The 14,753-nt window shown below is 67.3% G+C and carries 13 protein-coding genes; 4 read left to right on the top strand and 9 right to left on the bottom strand.

The window, feature by feature from the left end:
- Positions 1-81 precede the first annotated feature (81 nt).
- Positions 82-1,659, top strand: coding sequence for a galactarate dehydratase (gene garD, locus HUK68_RS05035; RefSeq protein ID WP_175503200.1), 1,578 nt, complete (start codon positions 82-84; stop codon positions 1,657-1,659).
- A 76-nt stretch (positions 1,660-1,735) separates the two neighbouring features.
- Positions 1,736-2,731: a Bug family tripartite tricarboxylate transporter substrate binding protein gene (locus HUK68_RS05030; protein ID WP_175503199.1), complete on the top strand. Its 996-nt coding sequence runs from the start codon at positions 1,736-1,738 to the stop codon at positions 2,729-2,731.
- A gap of 61 nt (positions 2,732-2,792) precedes the next feature.
- Here HUK68_RS05030 and HUK68_RS05025 read toward each other — a convergent pair whose 3' ends face one another.
- Both HUK68_RS05025 and ypfJ read right to left on the bottom strand, forming a co-directional pair.
- Positions 2,793-4,220, bottom strand: a complete 1,428-nt coding sequence (locus HUK68_RS05025) for a DEAD/DEAH box helicase (protein ID WP_175503198.1) — start codon at positions 4,218-4,220, stop codon at positions 2,793-2,795.
- A 112-nt stretch (positions 4,221-4,332) separates the two neighbouring features.
- Positions 4,333-5,205, bottom strand: coding sequence for a KPN_02809 family neutral zinc metallopeptidase (gene ypfJ, locus HUK68_RS05020; RefSeq protein ID WP_175503197.1), 873 nt, complete (start codon positions 5,203-5,205; stop codon positions 4,333-4,335).
- A gap of 257 nt (positions 5,206-5,462) precedes the next feature.
- Between ypfJ and HUK68_RS05015 the strand changes: the two genes are divergently transcribed.
- Positions 5,463-7,184 (top strand): sensor domain-containing diguanylate cyclase, encoded by a 1,722-nt coding sequence (locus HUK68_RS05015; protein ID WP_175503196.1) that lies wholly within the window; start codon positions 5,463-5,465, stop codon positions 7,182-7,184.
- Positions 7,185-7,201: 17 nt separating this feature from the next.
- Here HUK68_RS05015 and HUK68_RS05010 read toward each other — a convergent pair whose 3' ends face one another.
- The 4 genes from HUK68_RS05010 to HUK68_RS04995 all read right to left on the bottom strand — a co-directional run bounded on the left by HUK68_RS05010 (position 7,202) and on the right by HUK68_RS04995 (position 10,742).
- Positions 7,202-7,525 carry a hypothetical protein gene (locus HUK68_RS05010; protein ID WP_175503195.1) on the bottom strand — a complete coding sequence of 108 codons (324 nt, stop codon included), beginning with the start codon at positions 7,523-7,525 and terminating at the stop codon, positions 7,202-7,204.
- Positions 7,526-7,712: 187 nt separating this feature from the next.
- Positions 7,713-8,279 (bottom strand): dCTP deaminase, encoded by a 567-nt coding sequence (gene dcd, locus HUK68_RS05005; RefSeq protein ID WP_175503194.1) that lies wholly within the window; start codon positions 8,277-8,279, stop codon positions 7,713-7,715.
- Between the two features lie 67 nt (positions 8,280-8,346).
- Complete coding sequence (guaD, locus tag HUK68_RS05000; protein WP_175503193.1) at positions 8,347-9,630, bottom strand: guanine deaminase; 1,284 nt, start codon at positions 9,628-9,630, stop codon at positions 8,347-8,349.
- A gap of 23 nt (positions 9,631-9,653) precedes the next feature.
- Positions 9,654-10,742 (bottom strand): BMP family ABC transporter substrate-binding protein, encoded by a 1,089-nt coding sequence (locus tag HUK68_RS04995; protein ID WP_175503192.1) that lies wholly within the window; start codon positions 10,740-10,742, stop codon positions 9,654-9,656.
- Between the two features lie 175 nt (positions 10,743-10,917).
- Between HUK68_RS04995 and HUK68_RS04990 the strand changes: the two genes are divergently transcribed.
- Positions 10,918-11,358, top strand: coding sequence for an HIT family protein (locus tag HUK68_RS04990; protein ID WP_175503191.1), 441 nt, complete (start codon positions 10,918-10,920; stop codon positions 11,356-11,358).
- A 12-nt stretch (positions 11,359-11,370) separates the two neighbouring features.
- Here the strand turns inward: HUK68_RS04990 and HUK68_RS04985 are convergent, their stop codons facing one another.
- The 3 genes from HUK68_RS04985 to HUK68_RS04975 all read right to left on the bottom strand — a co-directional run bounded on the left by HUK68_RS04985 (position 11,371) and on the right by HUK68_RS04975 (position 14,631).
- Positions 11,371-12,429, bottom strand: coding sequence for an adenosine deaminase (locus HUK68_RS04985; protein WP_175503190.1), 1,059 nt, complete (start codon positions 12,427-12,429; stop codon positions 11,371-11,373).
- Positions 12,429-13,403 carry an aromatic ring-hydroxylating dioxygenase subunit alpha gene (locus HUK68_RS04980; RefSeq protein WP_175503189.1) on the bottom strand — a complete coding sequence of 325 codons (975 nt, stop codon included), beginning with the start codon at positions 13,401-13,403 and terminating at the stop codon, positions 12,429-12,431. Before HUK68_RS04980 ends, HUK68_RS04985 begins: the two co-directional genes overlap by 1 nt.
- Before the next feature lie 70 nt (positions 13,404-13,473).
- A complete protein-coding gene (locus tag HUK68_RS04975; protein WP_175503188.1) occupies positions 13,474-14,631 on the bottom strand; it encodes a BMP family ABC transporter substrate-binding protein in 1,158 nt (385 codons plus the stop codon).
- Positions 14,632-14,753 lie beyond the last annotated feature (122 nt).

The following is a 14,753-nucleotide window of genomic DNA, read 5'->3' as shown; positions in this document are numbered from 1 at the left end:
AGGGGTTATCAACGGGGCGCAGCCAGCCATGGCCGGCGCCCCGCGAGCGTGCCGTACCGAATCGAAGAATGGAATGAAACGATGAGCAGTCCCCTTTTTATCCGCATGCATGCTGCCGACAATGTGGCCATCGTGGCCAACGATGGCGGCCTGCCCGCGGGCACGGTGTTTGCCGATGGATTGCGCCTGGTCGACCCTGTGCCGCAAGGCCACAAGGTGGCGCTCGAAGACCTCGCGCAAGGCGACGCGGTGCGGCGCTACGACGTGGTGATCGGCTATGCGCTGCAGGCGCTGCCGCGCGGCAGCTGGGTCAACGAGCGCGTGCTGCGCATGCCGGCAGCGCCCGAGCTCGAAGGCCTGCCCATGGCCACCGTGAAGCCGCCCCTGCTTCCTGCGCTCGAAGGCTATACCTTCGAGGGCTACCGCAATGCCGATGGCTCGGTGGGCACGCGCAACATCCTGGCCATCACCACCACGGTGCAATGCGTGGCCGGCGTGGTGGATACCGCGGTGCAGCGCATCAAGAGCGAACTGCTGCCGCGCTACCCGCAGGTCGATGACGTCGTCGGCCTCGAGCACAGCTATGGCTGCGGCGTGGCCATCGACGCGCCCGACGCGATCATTCCCATCCGCACGCTGCGCAACATCAGCCGCAACCCGAACTTCGGCGGCGAGGTGATGGTCGTGAGCCTGGGCTGCGAAAAGCTCCAGCCGGAGCGCCTGCTGCCCCGGGAAGCACCGCTGCTGCCCATGGCGCGCACCGCGGCCGCCCCTGCCCTGCCCCCAGACGATGCCGCCCTGGATGTGGTCTGCCTGCAAGCCGAGGAGCATGTCGGCTTCATGAGCATGATCGACTCCATCGTGCGCCAGGCCGATGTGCACCTGCAGCGCCTGAACCGGCGCCGGCGCGAGACCGTGCCCGTCAGCGAGCTGGTGGTCGGCGTGCAGTGCGGCGGCAGCGATGCGTTCAGCGGCGTCACGGCCAACCCGGCCGTGGGCTTTGCCACCGACTTGCTGGTGCGCGCCGGTGCGAGCGTGATGTTCTCCGAGGTCACCGAAGTGCGCGACGGCATCGACCAGCTGACCGCGCGCGCCAGCACGCCCGAAGTCGCGCAGGCCATGATCGACCAGATGGCCTGGTACGACAGCTACCTCGCGCGCGGCCGCGCCGACCGCAGCGCCAACACCACGCCGGGCAACAAGAAGGGCGGGCTGTCCAACATCGTCGAGAAGGCCATGGGCTCGATCATCAAGTCGGGCACGGCGCCGATCACCGGCGTGCTCGCACCGGGCGAGAAGCTGCAGCAAAAGGGCTTGACCTATGCGGCCACGCCGGCCTCCGATTTCATCTGCGGCACCTTGCAGCTCGCGGCGGGCATGAACCTGCACATCTTCACCACCGGCCGCGGCACGCCCTATGGCCTGGCCGCCTGCCCGGTGATCAAGGTCGCCACGCGCAGCGACCTCGCGCGCCGCTGGCACGACCTGATGGACGTGAATGCCGGGCGCATTGCCGACGGCGCAGCCACCATCGAGGAAACCGGCTGGGAGATGTTCCAGCTGATGATCGATGTGGCCAGCGGCCGCAGGAAGACCTGGGCCGAACAGTGGAAGCTGCACAACGCGCTGGTGCTGTTCAACCCGGCGCCGGTGACCTGATCCCTCCGCGCAAACCCCGTTTCGAAACCCGCACGCCTGAGCCTACAGGCGGCATCCATCAACCAGGAGACAACACATGCAACGCAGACAACTTCTCAAGGCCGCGGCCGCCCCGCTGGCGCTGGCCTGCCTGCCCGGCGCCGCGATGGCCCAGGCCAGCTGGCCCAAGGGCAAGGTCATCACCTATATGGTGCCGTTTGCCGCAGGCGGCACCACCGACCAGCTCGGCCGGCTGATCGCGCAGCAACTGGGCCCCGCGCTGGGCACGACGGTGGTCATCGACAACAAGGCCGGCGCCGGCGGCAGCGTGGGCTCGGAACTCGCGGCGCGCGCCCAGCCCGATGGCTTCACCATCCTGGGCGGCACCATCAGCTCGCATGCCATCAATGTGAGCCTGTACCCCAAGCTGGGCTACGACCCGCTCAAGTCGTTCACGCCGATCACGCTGATCGGCACCAATCCGCTGGTGCTGGTGGTGCCGGCCAACAGCCCCTACAAGACGCTCAAGGACGTGCTCGAAGCCTCGCAGTCCAAGTCCGGCGGCCTGTCCTCGGCCTCGGCGGGCGCGGGCACCTCGCAGCACCTGGCGCTGGAAATGCTGGCCTGGAAGTCGGGCGTCAAGTTCACGCACGTGCCCTACAAGGGCAGCGGCCCGGCGATCCAGGACGTGATGGGCGGCCAGGTCGACATGATGTTCGACACCACCGTGGTGGCAGCGCCGCACATCCAGAGCGGCAAGCTGCGCGCGCTGGCCGTGACCTCGAAGCAGCGCCTCGATTCGCTCAAGGACGTGCCCACGATCGCCGAGTCGGGCCTCAAGGGCCTGGGCGACTTCGAGGTCACGTCGTGGCAGGCCATCTTCGCGCCCAACAACACGCCCGATGCCATCGTGCAGCGCCTGCACCAGGAAATCGCCAAGGTGCTGGCCACACCGGACATGCAGGCGCGCCTCAAGACCATGGGCATGGAGCCCTCGACCATGTCCACCACGCAGGTCGCGGCCTTCCAGAAGGCGGAAGTAACCAAGTGGGCCACCGTCATCAAGGAAGCCAATGTCAAAGTCGATGGCTGAGCGGCCCATGCAGACACAAAAAAAAGCGCCTCACGGCGCTTTTTTTGCATTTGCCCTCGGCTCAGGACTCGGCGAGTTCCGGCGCGCGGAACAAGGCCGCGAGCTTGCGCTTGGGCTTGATCGAAGGACGCGCGGCCGGCTGGCGCGAGTCGTCCCACTTGGCCACCGGGGCCGTCGCCGGTGCCACATAAGGGCGGTCGAAGAACGGATCGGCCGAGGGGCGCGAAGCCGGGCGGGCCGAGCGCGGAGCCGGGGCAGAACGGCCGACGACACCACGCGCGGCGTCATCGCCCTCGCCGCGCCAGGCGCGGCGGCCGTCGTTCATGCGGCCACGCGGGCGCGCATCGTCGAGCTGCAGGGCTTCGACGTCGATCTTCTTCTTGATCAGCTTCTCGATCTCGCCGACCTGGCGTGCGTCGCGCGAGGACACCAGCGTGACCGCCAGGCCCGAGGCACCCGCGCGGCCCGTGCGGCCGATGCGGTGCACGTAGTCTTCGGCATTGAACGGCACGTCGAAGTTGAACACGGCCGGCACGTCCTTGATGTCGAGGCCGCGCGCGGCCACGTCGGTGCAGACCAGCAGGTCGACATTGCCGGCCTTGAAGGCTTCCAGCGCCTTCAGGCGCTCGTCCTGGCTCTTGTCGCCGTGCAGCGCCGTGGCGCGCAGGCCGTCGCGTTCGAGCGCGCGCGTGAGGCGGGCGCAGCCGAGCTTGCTGTTCGAGAAGATGAACGCCTGGCGGATGCCGCGCTCGCGCAGCAGCTTGTGGATGGCCAGGCGCTTTTCGTCGTCGTCGGCGGCGCTGAAGAAGCGCTGCTCGACGGTGGAAGCGGTTTCGTTTGGACGCGCCACCTCGATGGTGACCGGGTCCTGCAGGTAGCTGCCCGCCAGGCGCTTGATCTCGGGCGAGAACGTCGCGCTGAACAGCAAGGTGGTGCGGGTATTGGGCAGGTACGACAGGATGCGCTGCAGGTCGGGCAGGAAACCGATGTCCAGCATGCGGTCGGCTTCATCGAGCACCACGTATTCCACCTGGTTCAGGATGGCGTTCTTGGCTTCGATGTGGTCCAGCAGGCGGCCCGGCGTGGCGACCAGCACCTCGACGCCCTTCTTGAGCTCGAGCGTCTGGGGCTTCATGTCCATGCCGCCGAACACCACCGTGCTGCGCAGCTTGGTGTGCTTGGCGTAGAGCGCGATCTGCTGGGCGACCTGGTCGGCGAGTTCACGCGTGGGCAACAGCACCAGCGCACGCACCGGATGGCGCGCGGGCGAGGTCGAACTGTTTTCGTGCTTGAGCAGGCGCTGCAGCAGCGGCAGCGAGAACGCCGCGGTCTTGCCGGTGCCGGTCTGGGCCGCGCCCATCACGTCCTTGCCCGTCAAGACAACCGGAATGGCCTGCGCCTGGATGGGCGTCATGGACTCATAGCCCATCTCGGCAACAGCACGCGCCAGGGGTTCCGACAGGGATAGATTGGAAAAAGAACTTGTCATTTAGCCTGCTATTGTCGCACCGAGCGGAGAACACCCGTATTTATCCTGCCGATTCCAGGGGTTCAGCGATGGTTCCACGCGACAAATGCCGGCTTTCAGCCCGGCCTGCGGCTCACAGCTGGCGCGCGCTGAAGGTGTCGCAGCCCTTGAGTTCGCCGCGCTGCAAGCCGGTCTGGAACCAGCGCTGGCGCTGCGCGCTGGTGCCATGCGTGAAGCTGTCGGGCACGACGGCGCCGCCCGAGGCGCGCTGCAATGCATCGTCGCCGATGCGCGATGCGGCATTCATGGCCTCCTCGACGTCGCCCTGCTCCAGGATCTGGCGCGCGTTCTGGGCGTGGTGGGCCCAGACGCCCGCGAGGCAATCGGCCTGCAGCTCCAGCCGAACCGACAGCTGATTGGCTTCGGTGCGGCTGACGCGGCCGCGCATGCTGTCGACCTTCTCCTCGATGCCCAGCAGATGCTGTACATGGTGGCCGACCTCGTGCGCAATGACATAGGCCTGCGCGAAGTCGCCGGGCGCGCCCAGCTGGTTCTTCAAGGTTTCGTAGAAGCCCAGGTCGATATAGACCTTCTGGTCGGCAGGACAGTAGAACGGGCCCATGGCGGCCTGGCCCGTGCCGCAGGCAGTGCGCGTCGCGCCGCGGAACAGCACCAGCCGGGGCTGCTGGTAGCTGCCGCCGTTGCGCCGGAACACATCGGTCCAGACGTCTTCGGTATCGGCCAGCACGGTCGACACGAAGCGCGCCATGGTGTCGTCGGCGGGAGGCTTGTCGACGTGGGCGGGCTGCTGCACCGCGACCTGATTGCTGCCGCCGCTGAGCATGCCCAGCAGCGTCAGCGGATTGATGCCCAGCACCCAGCCACCGACCAGCGCGACCACGATGGTGCCGATGCCGATGGTGCGCCCGCCGAAGATCGGCGAGCCTGCGGCGTCGCCGCGGCGATCCTCGATGTTTTCCGACTCCCGATTGCCTTCCCAGCGCATGACGACTCCTTTGCGCCGGAACCCGCGGCGCCTGCCCGGGATATTACGTCGCCGCCGGCATCCGCGCCGCGAAATGGGGCTGAAAACGTGTAGGCAGAGATGCCGTCGCTCCTACATGCGCGGATCACTGGACCTGTGTACATTCGCATCATGCACTTCTCCCCTGCCTGCCATTCAGCGCTGCACCGGATGTTCCTGCATCGGCGTTGGCGAGCGGGGGCGCGCCCCGGTGAATCAGCGCCGAACGGGGTGCGCGCATGAGCGCGCCGGCGCCTGTCGGCGCACGCCGCCCCTGGAGCCTGCGCACGCAGATTGCCGTGGTTTTCGGCAGCCTGGTGTCGGTGGTGGCAATGCTGCTGTCGCTGGCCTTTGGCGAGCTGCTCAAATTGCGCGTGCAGCAGGAGGCGGCAGCGTCGCTGCACATGGTGGCCCACAATGCCGCGCGCGTGCTGGCCGACGAACTGTTCGAACGCAGCCGGCTCGTCCAGGTGCTGGCGTCATCGCAGGATCTCTGGGAAAAAGGCCTCGATGCGCCCGATGTGCTGCCGCTGTTGCAGCGCATGCAGACCACCCGGCCCTACAGCCGCTGGATCGGCGTGGCCAACGTCCAGGGCATCGTCCAGACGGATTCCAACCACCTGCTGCGCGGGCAGTCGGTGCTCGACGCATCCTGGTTCCAGGCCGGCATCAAGGACTTGTATGTCGGCGACGTCCACCCGTTTGCGGCCCTGGCCAGCCGCATCGCGCCCAGCACCACGGGCGAGACACAACGGTTTCTGGATTTCTCCGCGCCCATCCATCGCAACGGCGAGACCCTGGGCGTGCTCGGCCTGCATCTGAGCTGGGACTGGGCGCGCGATACGCTCGAAAGCCTGCGCCCGGCCTATGCCGACCACGCGCAGATCGAGCTGTTCGTGTTCGACCGCCATGGCGAGCTGATCTATGCGCCCGGCGGCCGGATCGCGCCCTTTGTCGCGCTGGGCCAGAAGCTGCCGCAGACCGTGCCGCCGCGCGTGACCGGGCGCGACAGCCTGACCATGCCGGGACAGGCGGGGCTGGCGTACTGGAACGATGCCCCGCAGCAGTTCCTGACCGCGGTGGAGCACCTGCCGGCGCGCAATCTCGCCAGCGACCTCGGCTGGTCCATGGTCGTGCGCCAACCCAAGGCCATGGCGTTTGTCGGCGCCGACAGCGCCGTGGCCAAGGCGCTGGCCGGGGGACTGGTGGCCGCGCTGCTGGCGGCGCTGATCGCCTCGCTCGCGGCACGGCGGCTCAGCGAGGATCTCAACAGCCTGTCGCGCGCGGCGCTGCATATCGAGGCCGGCACCCCGGGCGCGGTCGTGCCGCAGGCGCACAGCACGCGCGAAGTGCAGCGCCTGTCGAGCACGCTGGACCACATGACACGCCGTCTGCTGACCATGAACGAGGCCATGGAGGAACTGGTGCGCCAGCGCACGCTGGAGCTGGAGCACGCCAACCAGGCGCTGGAACGCCTGGCCAGCAGCGACCCGCTGACCGGGTTGCTCAACCGCCGCGGTTTCGACGCGCGCATGACTGCCGCACTGGCACTGGCGCGGCGCAGCGGCCGGCCGCTGAGCGTCATCACCATCGACATCGACCACTTCAAGCGCGTCAACGACAGCTTTGGCCACGAGATCGGCGACAACGTGCTGCGCAGCCTGGCCTACCAGCTCAAGGCCCGGTTGCGGGTCTCCGACGCGGTGGCACGCCTGGGCGGCGAGGAATTCATCGTGCTGCTGCCCGACACTGCGCTGGAGGACGCGCTGCAGATGGCGCACGAACTGGTGGCGATGGTGGGGGGCCGGCCGCAGGAACTGGTGGGACGCGTGACCATCAGCGCCGGGCTGTCGGCGTTGCGTGCGCAGGAGGAGGATGCAGGCCCGATGCTGCGCCGCAGCGACGACGCGCTGTACGCGGCCAAGACCGCCGGACGCAATCGCGCCCAGGCCCAGGCTTGAAGCGCCCGGCGCGGCCCTCAGTGGGTTTCAATGCTGCAGGCGCAGGGGGCTTGGTCGAAATACGCCGACAGGCGCTCGCCCAGCGCGCGCAGTTTGGGACAACCGGTGGCCACGGCCAGGGCCAGCTGCTCGCGCGCATAGTCGAAGTCGCCCAACATCATCGCGGAATGGACGCAATGGCCATGGCCCGCCATCTGCAGGATGAAGGAATCGAGTTCGTGCTGAGGCCAGTAGGCACTATGGCGCCGGCCTGCGCGCCAGGCGGGTGCGGCGGCTGGCGGCGTGCCGGGACCATCTGGGTCCACCACCTGCGCCTGCGTTACCCAGGCAAATCGCAACATCGCCAGCATAGAACCTCCTGATCTGATGGCGCAGCCGGACACGCTGTCGCCTTGACAACGCAATGATAGAGGCCGTAGGCGGCCGGGAGCCAGGACAAAGGCGCCCTGCCATGTCGGATGAATTCGACACCAGAGGTATTAAAGCGTCAGCACATGAAACCGTTGTGACGCCGCCCCGACGCAGTGCCTAGGCGCGCGGCAGCGTGACGCCGCTCTGGCCCTGGTACTTGCCGCCGCGGTCTTTGTAACTGACCTCGCAGACCTCGTCGCTTTCGAAGAACAGCACCTGCGCACAGCCTTCGCCCGCATAGATGCGCGCCGGCAGCGGCGTGGTGTTGGAGAACTCGAGCGTCACATAACCTTCCCATTCCGGTTCGAACGGCGTGACGTTGACGATGATGCCGCAGCGCGCATAGGTGCTCTTGCCCAGGCAGATCGTGAGCACATTGCGCGGAATGCGGAAGTACTCGACGGTGCGCGCCAGCGCGAAGCTGTTGGGCGGAATGATGCAGCTGTCGCCCTCGAAATCGACGAAGCTCTTCTCGTCGAAGTTCTTCGGGTCGACCACGGTGCTGTGGATGTTGGTGAACACCTTGAATTCAGGCGCGCAGCGGATGTCATAGCCATAGCTGCTGGTGCCGTAGCTGATGATCTTGCGGCCTTCGGCCTCGCGAACCTGACCGGGCTCGAAGGGCTCGATCATGCCGTGGTTCTCGGCCATGCGACGGATCCATTTGTCGCTCTTGATGCTCATGAAAACTCCTGCCAATTCGACTGTCTTGATAGCCGCAGGACCCGTGCTCGAGCCCCGCGCAATGCGGCTATTTTGCTTGAGAAATCACCGTCTGCTCGATCAGCCGGTCATCGCCGAGCACGATCAGCGCAAACAGCAGCTCGTCGAGATTGCGCGCCGCCTGCGTCTTGCGCGCCAGCATGGGCGTGGCGCCCGGGTCGATCACGACAAAGTCGGCTTCGCAGCCGGGCAGCAGATTGCCGACCACGCCGGCCAGGCCCATGGCCGCGGCCGCGCCACCGGTATGCTGCCACCACAGGTCGGCGGGACTCAGGCTCAGCCCGCGCTTGGTCTGGCCTTCGCGCCCCACGGCGTACGCTGCCAGCATGGTGCGAAACGGCGAAAAACTCGTGCCCGCGCCGACGTCGCTGGCCAGCCCATACTTGAAACCCGCCTCCTGCGCGCTGGCGTAGTCGAAGAACCCGCTGCCCAGAAACAGGTTGCTGGTCGGGCTCACGGCCGCGGCCGTGCCGCTGTCGCGCATCAGCGCGCGGTCTTCGGCATCGAGATGGATGCAGTGGGCATACACCGCCCGTTCGCGCAGCAGCCCGAAATCGCCATAGACCGAAAGATAGCTGCGCGCGTCGGGAAACAGTTCGCGCACCCAGCGCACCTCGTCGAGGTTCTCGGCGACATGCGACTGCACCCAGACATCGGGGTAGCGCGCCGCCAGCTCGCCCGCGCCGCGCAACTGGGCCACCGAGCTGGTGGGCGCGAAGCGCGGCGTGATCGCATAGCCGAGCCGGTCGACACCATGCCAGCGCTGGATCAGCGCCTCGGTGTCGAGCAGGCTCTGCTCGGTGGCATCGCGCACGCCGTCGGGCGAATGCCGGTCTTGCAGCACCTTGCCCGTGACCAGGCGCATCTGCGCCTTCTGCGCGGCCGCCATCAGCGCATCGACCGAAGCCGGATGGCTGGTGGCAAACGCCAGCGCCGTGGTCACGCCATTGCGCAGCAGCTCCTGCAGGAAGAAATCAGCCACTGCGGCCGCATACGGCCCATCGCAAAAGCGCTGCTCGTGCGGGAAGGTGTAGTTCTCGAGCCAGGGCAGCAGCCCGTCGGCGGGCGCGCCGATGACATCGGTCTGCGGGAAGTGGATATGCAGATCGACAAAGCCCGGCGCAATCAGCCGCCCGGGAAAGTGCTGCACCGGCAGCCCCGCGTACGCGGGCGCCAGCGCCGCCCAGCTGCCCGCGGCCTGCACGCGCGCGCGGCCGTCGGGCGTGCGCGCCACGGCCAGCAGGCCGTCTTCGTCATAAAGCGGCTGCCCCTCGGGCGTGAAGCGCAACAGCGCACTGCGGTAGATCTGCATGGTTTCCAAGCTTAACGCAGGCCTCAATGGTTGATATGGCCGCTCACACCTCCCACCAGCCAGTTCATGCCCAGGATCTGCGCATCGCTGAGTTGCGTACCCTTGGCGATCACTAGCTTGCCGGTGTTGTCGCGCACATCGGACCGGCCCGCGCCAAACGGCTGCAGGCGGCCCTGGGCCATGGCCTGCTGCTGGGCCAGCACTTCCTTTTGCACGGCGGCGGGCACCTTGCGGCCAAAGGCCTCGAGGCGGATCATGCCTTCGCGCACGCCGCCCCAGACATCGCCGCTTTTCCAGCTGCCGTCCTGCACTGCGCGCGCACGCCGCGTGTAGTAGTCGCCCCACTGGTGGGTCACGGCCAGGATCTGCGCGTCGGGCGCGACCGCGCGCATGTCGGAGTGGTAGGCCACGGCAAACTTGCCGCGCTCCTGCGCCGCGACCATCACCGCGTTGCTTGCCGAATGAAAGGACAGCACATCGGCGCCCTGGTTCATCAGCGTCATGGCCGCATCGCGCTCCTTGGCCGGATCGAACCAGGTATCGAGCCAGACCACCTTGACTTCGGCGCGCGGGTTCACCGAGCGCATGCCCAGCGTGAACGCGTTGATGCCCTGCAGCACTTCGGGAATCGGAAAGCCCGCGACATAGCCGGCCACGCCGCTCTTGCTCATGCGCGCCGCGGCAATGCCCGACAGGTAGCGGCCCTCGTAGTAGCGCGCATTGGCCGTGGCGACGTTGTCGGCGCGCTTGTAGCCCGTGATCGACTCGAACTTCACCTGCGGGAAGTCGCGCGCCACGCGCAGCGCCGGCTCCATGTAGCCGAAGCTGGTGGTGAAGATCAGCTGGTTGCCGCTGCGCGCGAGATCGCGCAGCACGCGCTCGGCGTCAGGCCCTTCGGCGACATCGGCAACGACGGTGGTCTTGAGCTGCTTGCCCAGCGCGGCCTCGGCGGCCTTGCGGCCTTCGTCATGCTGGTGCGTCCAGCCGGCTTCGAACACCGGCGTGACATAGACGAATGCGGCGGCAACCGGCTTGGCGGTGGCGGCCGACTGGGAAAAGGCGGGGGCGAAAAAACAGGCGGCCACGAATGCGGCTGCGAGGTTTTTATACATGGTAGTCCTCTACATGGCCCGGGGTGAGATGAAAAAAGCCTGTTTCCAGCGGGCACTGGAAACAGGCGCGGCGGATTCTAGCCCGTGCCGCGGTTACAGCCGGGCGCAGGGTTTTCCGCGCTGGCGCCCGGGCCGGGTCATGCCCTACCCTGGCATGCAAAGGAGACCCCAGCACATGCCCGAGTTTGTCGACCGTTCGCCGCCAGGCGAATGCATTTTCTGCCGCATCGTGCGCGGCGAGTTGCCCGCGGCCAAGGTCCATGAAGATGCGCTGACGCTGGCCTTCATGGACATCGGCCAGGTCACGCCCGGCCATGTGCTCGTGGCGTCGAAACGCCATGCGGCCACGCTGCTGGACCTGACGCGCGAGGAAGCCGGCGCCGTGATGCAGACCGCGCAGCGCATGGCGCAGGCGCAGCAGGCGGCGTTCGCGCCCGACGGCATCACGCTGCTGCAGGCCAATGGCGCGGCCGGCGGGCAGACCGTGGCCCACTTCCACCTGCATGTGGTGGCGCGCCATACGGGCGATGGGGTCAGTTTTGCCTGGCCGCGCCAGGAGCCGGGCGCCGGGGTGATTGCCGGCTATGCGCAGCAGCTGCGCGCGGCGCTGGATTGAATCGCTGGCCGCTCAGCCGGCGTCGATGGCCGCGGCAAAGCCGTTGCGCACGAAGCAGTCGTCCAGCTGCTGTACCCAGGCCTTCTTGCGCGCCTCGCCCACGAAACCCGCTTCGAGGCTGTTGCGCGCGAGCTGGTAGGCCTGCCGCGGGCCCATGCCGGTGGCCGCGAACAGCTGTTCGAAGTTCTCGTTGATGTAGCCGCCGAAATACGCGGGATCGTCGGAGTTGACCGTCACGGCCACGCCGGCGTCGAGCATCTGCGGCAGGTTGTGCAGCGCGAGGTCCGGGAACACCTGCAGCTTCTGGTTGGACAGCGGGCACACGGTGAGCGCAATGCGTTCGCGCGCGAGCCGCTGCATCAGCGCTTCATCCTGATGCGCCTGCACGCCATGGTCGATGCGCTCGACCTGCAAGGTGTCGAGCGCGCTCCAGACATAGGCCGCCGGGCCCTCCTCGCCCGCGTGCGCGACGAGGTGCAGGCCCAGTTCGCGGCAATGGGCAAAGACGCGCGCGAATTTCTCGGGCGGATGGCCCAGCTCGCTGCTGTCCAGGCCGATGCCGATGAAGCGGTCGCGCAGCGGCATGGCCTGGGCCAGCGTGCGGAACGCGTCGTCCTCGCTCAGATGGCGCAGGAAGCACAGGATCAGCGTGCAGGAGATGCCCCAGTCGCGCTCGGCGTCGCGGCAGGCGCGGTACAGCCCGTTGATGACCGAAGCCATGGGCACGCCGCGCGCGGTGTGCGTCTGCGGATCGAAGAAGATCTCGGCATGCAGCACATGGTCGCTGACCGCGCGCGCCAGGTAGGCCCGCGCCATGTCGTAGAAGTCCTGCTCGTGCAGCAGCACGCTCGCGCCCGCGTAGTAGATGTCGAGAAAGCTCTGCAGGTCGCTGAAGGCGTAGGCCTCGCGCAGCGAGGCGACATCGGCATACGGCAGATCGACCTGGTTGCGTTCGGCCAGCGCGAAGATGAGTTCGGGCTCGAGCGTGCCTTCGATATGCACGTGCAGTTCGGCCTTGGGCATGTCGCGCAGCAGGGCCGCGAGCGCGGGGTCGGGCAGTCGGTAGGACATCAGCAGACTCCGAAGGTGATGCCGCGCCCCTTGAGATAGCGGCGGTAGGCCACGGACAGGCGGTCGGCGGGCGAATTGAGTTCCGCGCGTGCATCGAGCGGCAGGCCCTTGGGCTGCTGCGATTCCAGCACCGGCTGGTCCTGGGTGAAGATGGTGTGCTGGAAAGCCTGCAGCTGCGCATCGGGCGTATCGAAGTCGGCCACGGCGAGGCGGAACCAGACGCGGCTGGTTTCGGGCGTCACCGGGCAGACGAACAGGCCGATCGACTCGTACCAGCCGTCGCGGCTGGTGCCGGCCTCGGGCAGCTTGTTGAGCAGCGCAGTATAGGGATCGGTCACCTCGTAGGTGTAGTGCACCTCGGCCGCGGCCGTCGAGTGCAGGTTGGACTGCGGCTGGCGCGCCTTGCAGTTGGTGGCGCGCACGCCGGTTGGCGTGTTCTCGACGTCGTAGCGCTCCATGGCGGTGGCATCGCGCGAACCAAGCCAGCCCTCGTGCACGAACCCGAAATGCGACATGTCGAGGAAGTTCTCGATGATGCGCGGCGCGCTGGCCGCGACGTCGTAGGGGCCGCAATTGAGCTTGCGCAGGCGTGCATCGCCCTCGGCTTCGAACTGCGGCGGCGGCACGTCGGCCGCGGCTTCGAGCTGCAGCCAGACCAGGCCATAGAGCTCCTGCACCGCGAACGAACGCACGCAATGCGCGGGCGGGGGTGCGAAGTCGGGCACGGCCGGCACGCGTTCGCAATGGCCGTCGCCGGCGAACTGCCAGCCGTGGTACGGGCATTCAAGCCGGTCCTGTTCGATGCGGCCCAGCGACAGCCGCGCGCCGCGGTGCGGGCAGCGGTCGACGAAGGCATGCACCTGCCCCGCCAGATCGCGCCACAGCACCAGTTCCTGTTCCAAAAGACGCACGGCCAGCGGTGCGTGCACGACTGCTTCGGCAAGAGCCACCGGGTGCCAGAGTGTTTTTTCCATCGCGCGAGTGTATGCGTACGTAAAAAGGGCTGCCGATGGCAGCCCTATGTCCCAGCGTACCAGTAAAGACTTACTTCTTGTCGCCGCCAGGCACGTTGCCTTCCACGCCCTTGACGTAGAAGTTCACGCCGGACAGGAACTTGTCATCGGCCACGGTGCCGTCGGCAACGACGGGCTTGCCGTCCTGGCCGGCGATCGGGCCCTTCCAGATCGAGAAGCTGCCGTCCTTGAGGCCGGCCTTGACCTGCTCGACCTTGGTCTTGATCTCGGCCGGCACGTCGTCGGCAATCGACACCAGGTCGATCGTGCCTTCCTTCACGCCCCACCAGCTCGAGCCCGTGGCCCAGCTGCCGCCCAGCGCTTCGTTGACGGCCTTGCTGTAGTAGGGCTGCCAGTTGATGATGGACGAAGCCAGGTGGGCCTTGGGGCCGTAGGCGGTCATGTCCGAATCCCAGCCGAACGCGCGCTTGCCCTTTTCCTGTGCGGTCTTGAGCACGGCGGGCGAGTCGGTGTTCTGGAACAGCACGTCGGCGCCGCCGTTGATCAGCGAGGTCGCGGCTTCGGTTTCCTTGGGCGGGCTGAACCATTCGTTGACCCAGACCACCTTGGTCTTGACGTTCGGGTTCACCGACTGCGCGCCCAGCGTGAAGCTGTTGATGTTGCGAATGACTTCGGGAATCGGCACCGAGCCGACCACGCCCAGCGTGTTGCTCTTGGTCATGGCGCCGGCAATGATGCCCGCCAGGTACGCGCCTTCGTAGGTGCGGCTGTCGTAGGTGCGCACGTTGGCCGCGGTCTTGTAGCCGGTGGCGTGCTCGAACTTCACGTCCGCGAAATCGGGCGCGATCTTCTGAATCGCTTCCATGTAGCCAAAGGTCGTGCCGAAGATCAGCTTGTTGCCCTGGCCGGCCAGGTCGCGCAGCACGCGCTCGGCGTCGGGGCCTTCGGGCACGCTTTCGACATAGCTGGTCTGGATCTTGTCGCCGAATTCCTGCTCGAGCTTCTTGCGGGCCTGGTCGTGGGCAAACGACCAGCCGCCGTCGCCGACGGGGCCGACATAGGCGAACGCGACCTTGAGCGGCTCGGCCTTGGCGGGTGCCGCGGCCGCCGGTGCGGCGGCGGGTGCCGGCGCGGCTTCTTCCTTCTTGCCACAGCCGGCCAGCGCCGCCGCGGCAACGGCGGCCACCGCCGCCAGCTTGAACATCGAACGCTTGTTCAGATCAGTCATGGGTCAATCCTTGAAAATGCAGGGTCTTGAAACAGGGGGGGTGCTCAGGCACGCCGGCCGGCCGGCACGTCCTTGCCCGACAAAAATGTGTCAGCAAGTAACGTGCCTGCCCGATGCCGGAG

Source organism: Comamonas antarctica (assembly GCF_013363755.1).
Lineage (GTDB): Bacteria > Pseudomonadota > Gammaproteobacteria > Burkholderiales > Burkholderiaceae_C > Comamonas > Comamonas antarctica.
The sequence above is the reverse complement of the archived record's forward strand: the minus strand, read 5'-3'. Positions and strand labels throughout refer to the sequence as shown.

Coding starts and splice junctions, on each gene's coding strand:
- garD (WP_175503200.1), top strand. CDS start 82: ATGAGCAGTCCCCTTTTTATCCGCATGCATGCTGCCGACAATGTGGCC.
- HUK68_RS05030 (WP_175503199.1), top strand. CDS start 1,736: ATGCAACGCAGACAACTTCTCAAGGCCGCGGCCGCCCCGCTGGCGCTG.
- HUK68_RS05025 (WP_175503198.1), bottom strand. CDS start 4,220: ATGACAAGTTCTTTTTCCAATCTATCCCTGTCGGAACCCCTGGCGCGT.
- ypfJ (WP_175503197.1), bottom strand. CDS start 5,205: ATGCGCTGGGAAGGCAATCGGGAGTCGGAAAACATCGAGGATCGCCGC.
- HUK68_RS05015 (WP_175503196.1), top strand. CDS start 5,463: ATGAGCGCGCCGGCGCCTGTCGGCGCACGCCGCCCCTGGAGCCTGCGC.
- HUK68_RS05010 (WP_175503195.1), bottom strand. CDS start 7,525: ATGTTGCGATTTGCCTGGGTAACGCAGGCGCAGGTGGTGGACCCAGAT.
- dcd (WP_175503194.1), bottom strand. CDS start 8,279: ATGAGCATCAAGAGCGACAAATGGATCCGTCGCATGGCCGAGAACCAC.
- guaD (WP_175503193.1), bottom strand. CDS start 9,630: ATGCAGATCTACCGCAGTGCGCTGTTGCGCTTCACGCCCGAGGGGCAG.
- HUK68_RS04995 (WP_175503192.1), bottom strand. CDS start 10,742: ATGTATAAAAACCTCGCAGCCGCATTCGTGGCCGCCTGTTTTTTCGCC.
- HUK68_RS04990 (WP_175503191.1), top strand. CDS start 10,918: ATGCCCGAGTTTGTCGACCGTTCGCCGCCAGGCGAATGCATTTTCTGC.
- HUK68_RS04985 (WP_175503190.1), bottom strand. CDS start 12,429: ATGTCCTACCGACTGCCCGACCCCGCGCTCGCGGCCCTGCTGCGCGAC.
- HUK68_RS04980 (WP_175503189.1), bottom strand. CDS start 13,403: ATGGAAAAAACACTCTGGCACCCGGTGGCTCTTGCCGAAGCAGTCGTG.
- HUK68_RS04975 (WP_175503188.1), bottom strand. CDS start 14,631: ATGACTGATCTGAACAAGCGTTCGATGTTCAAGCTGGCGGCGGTGGCC.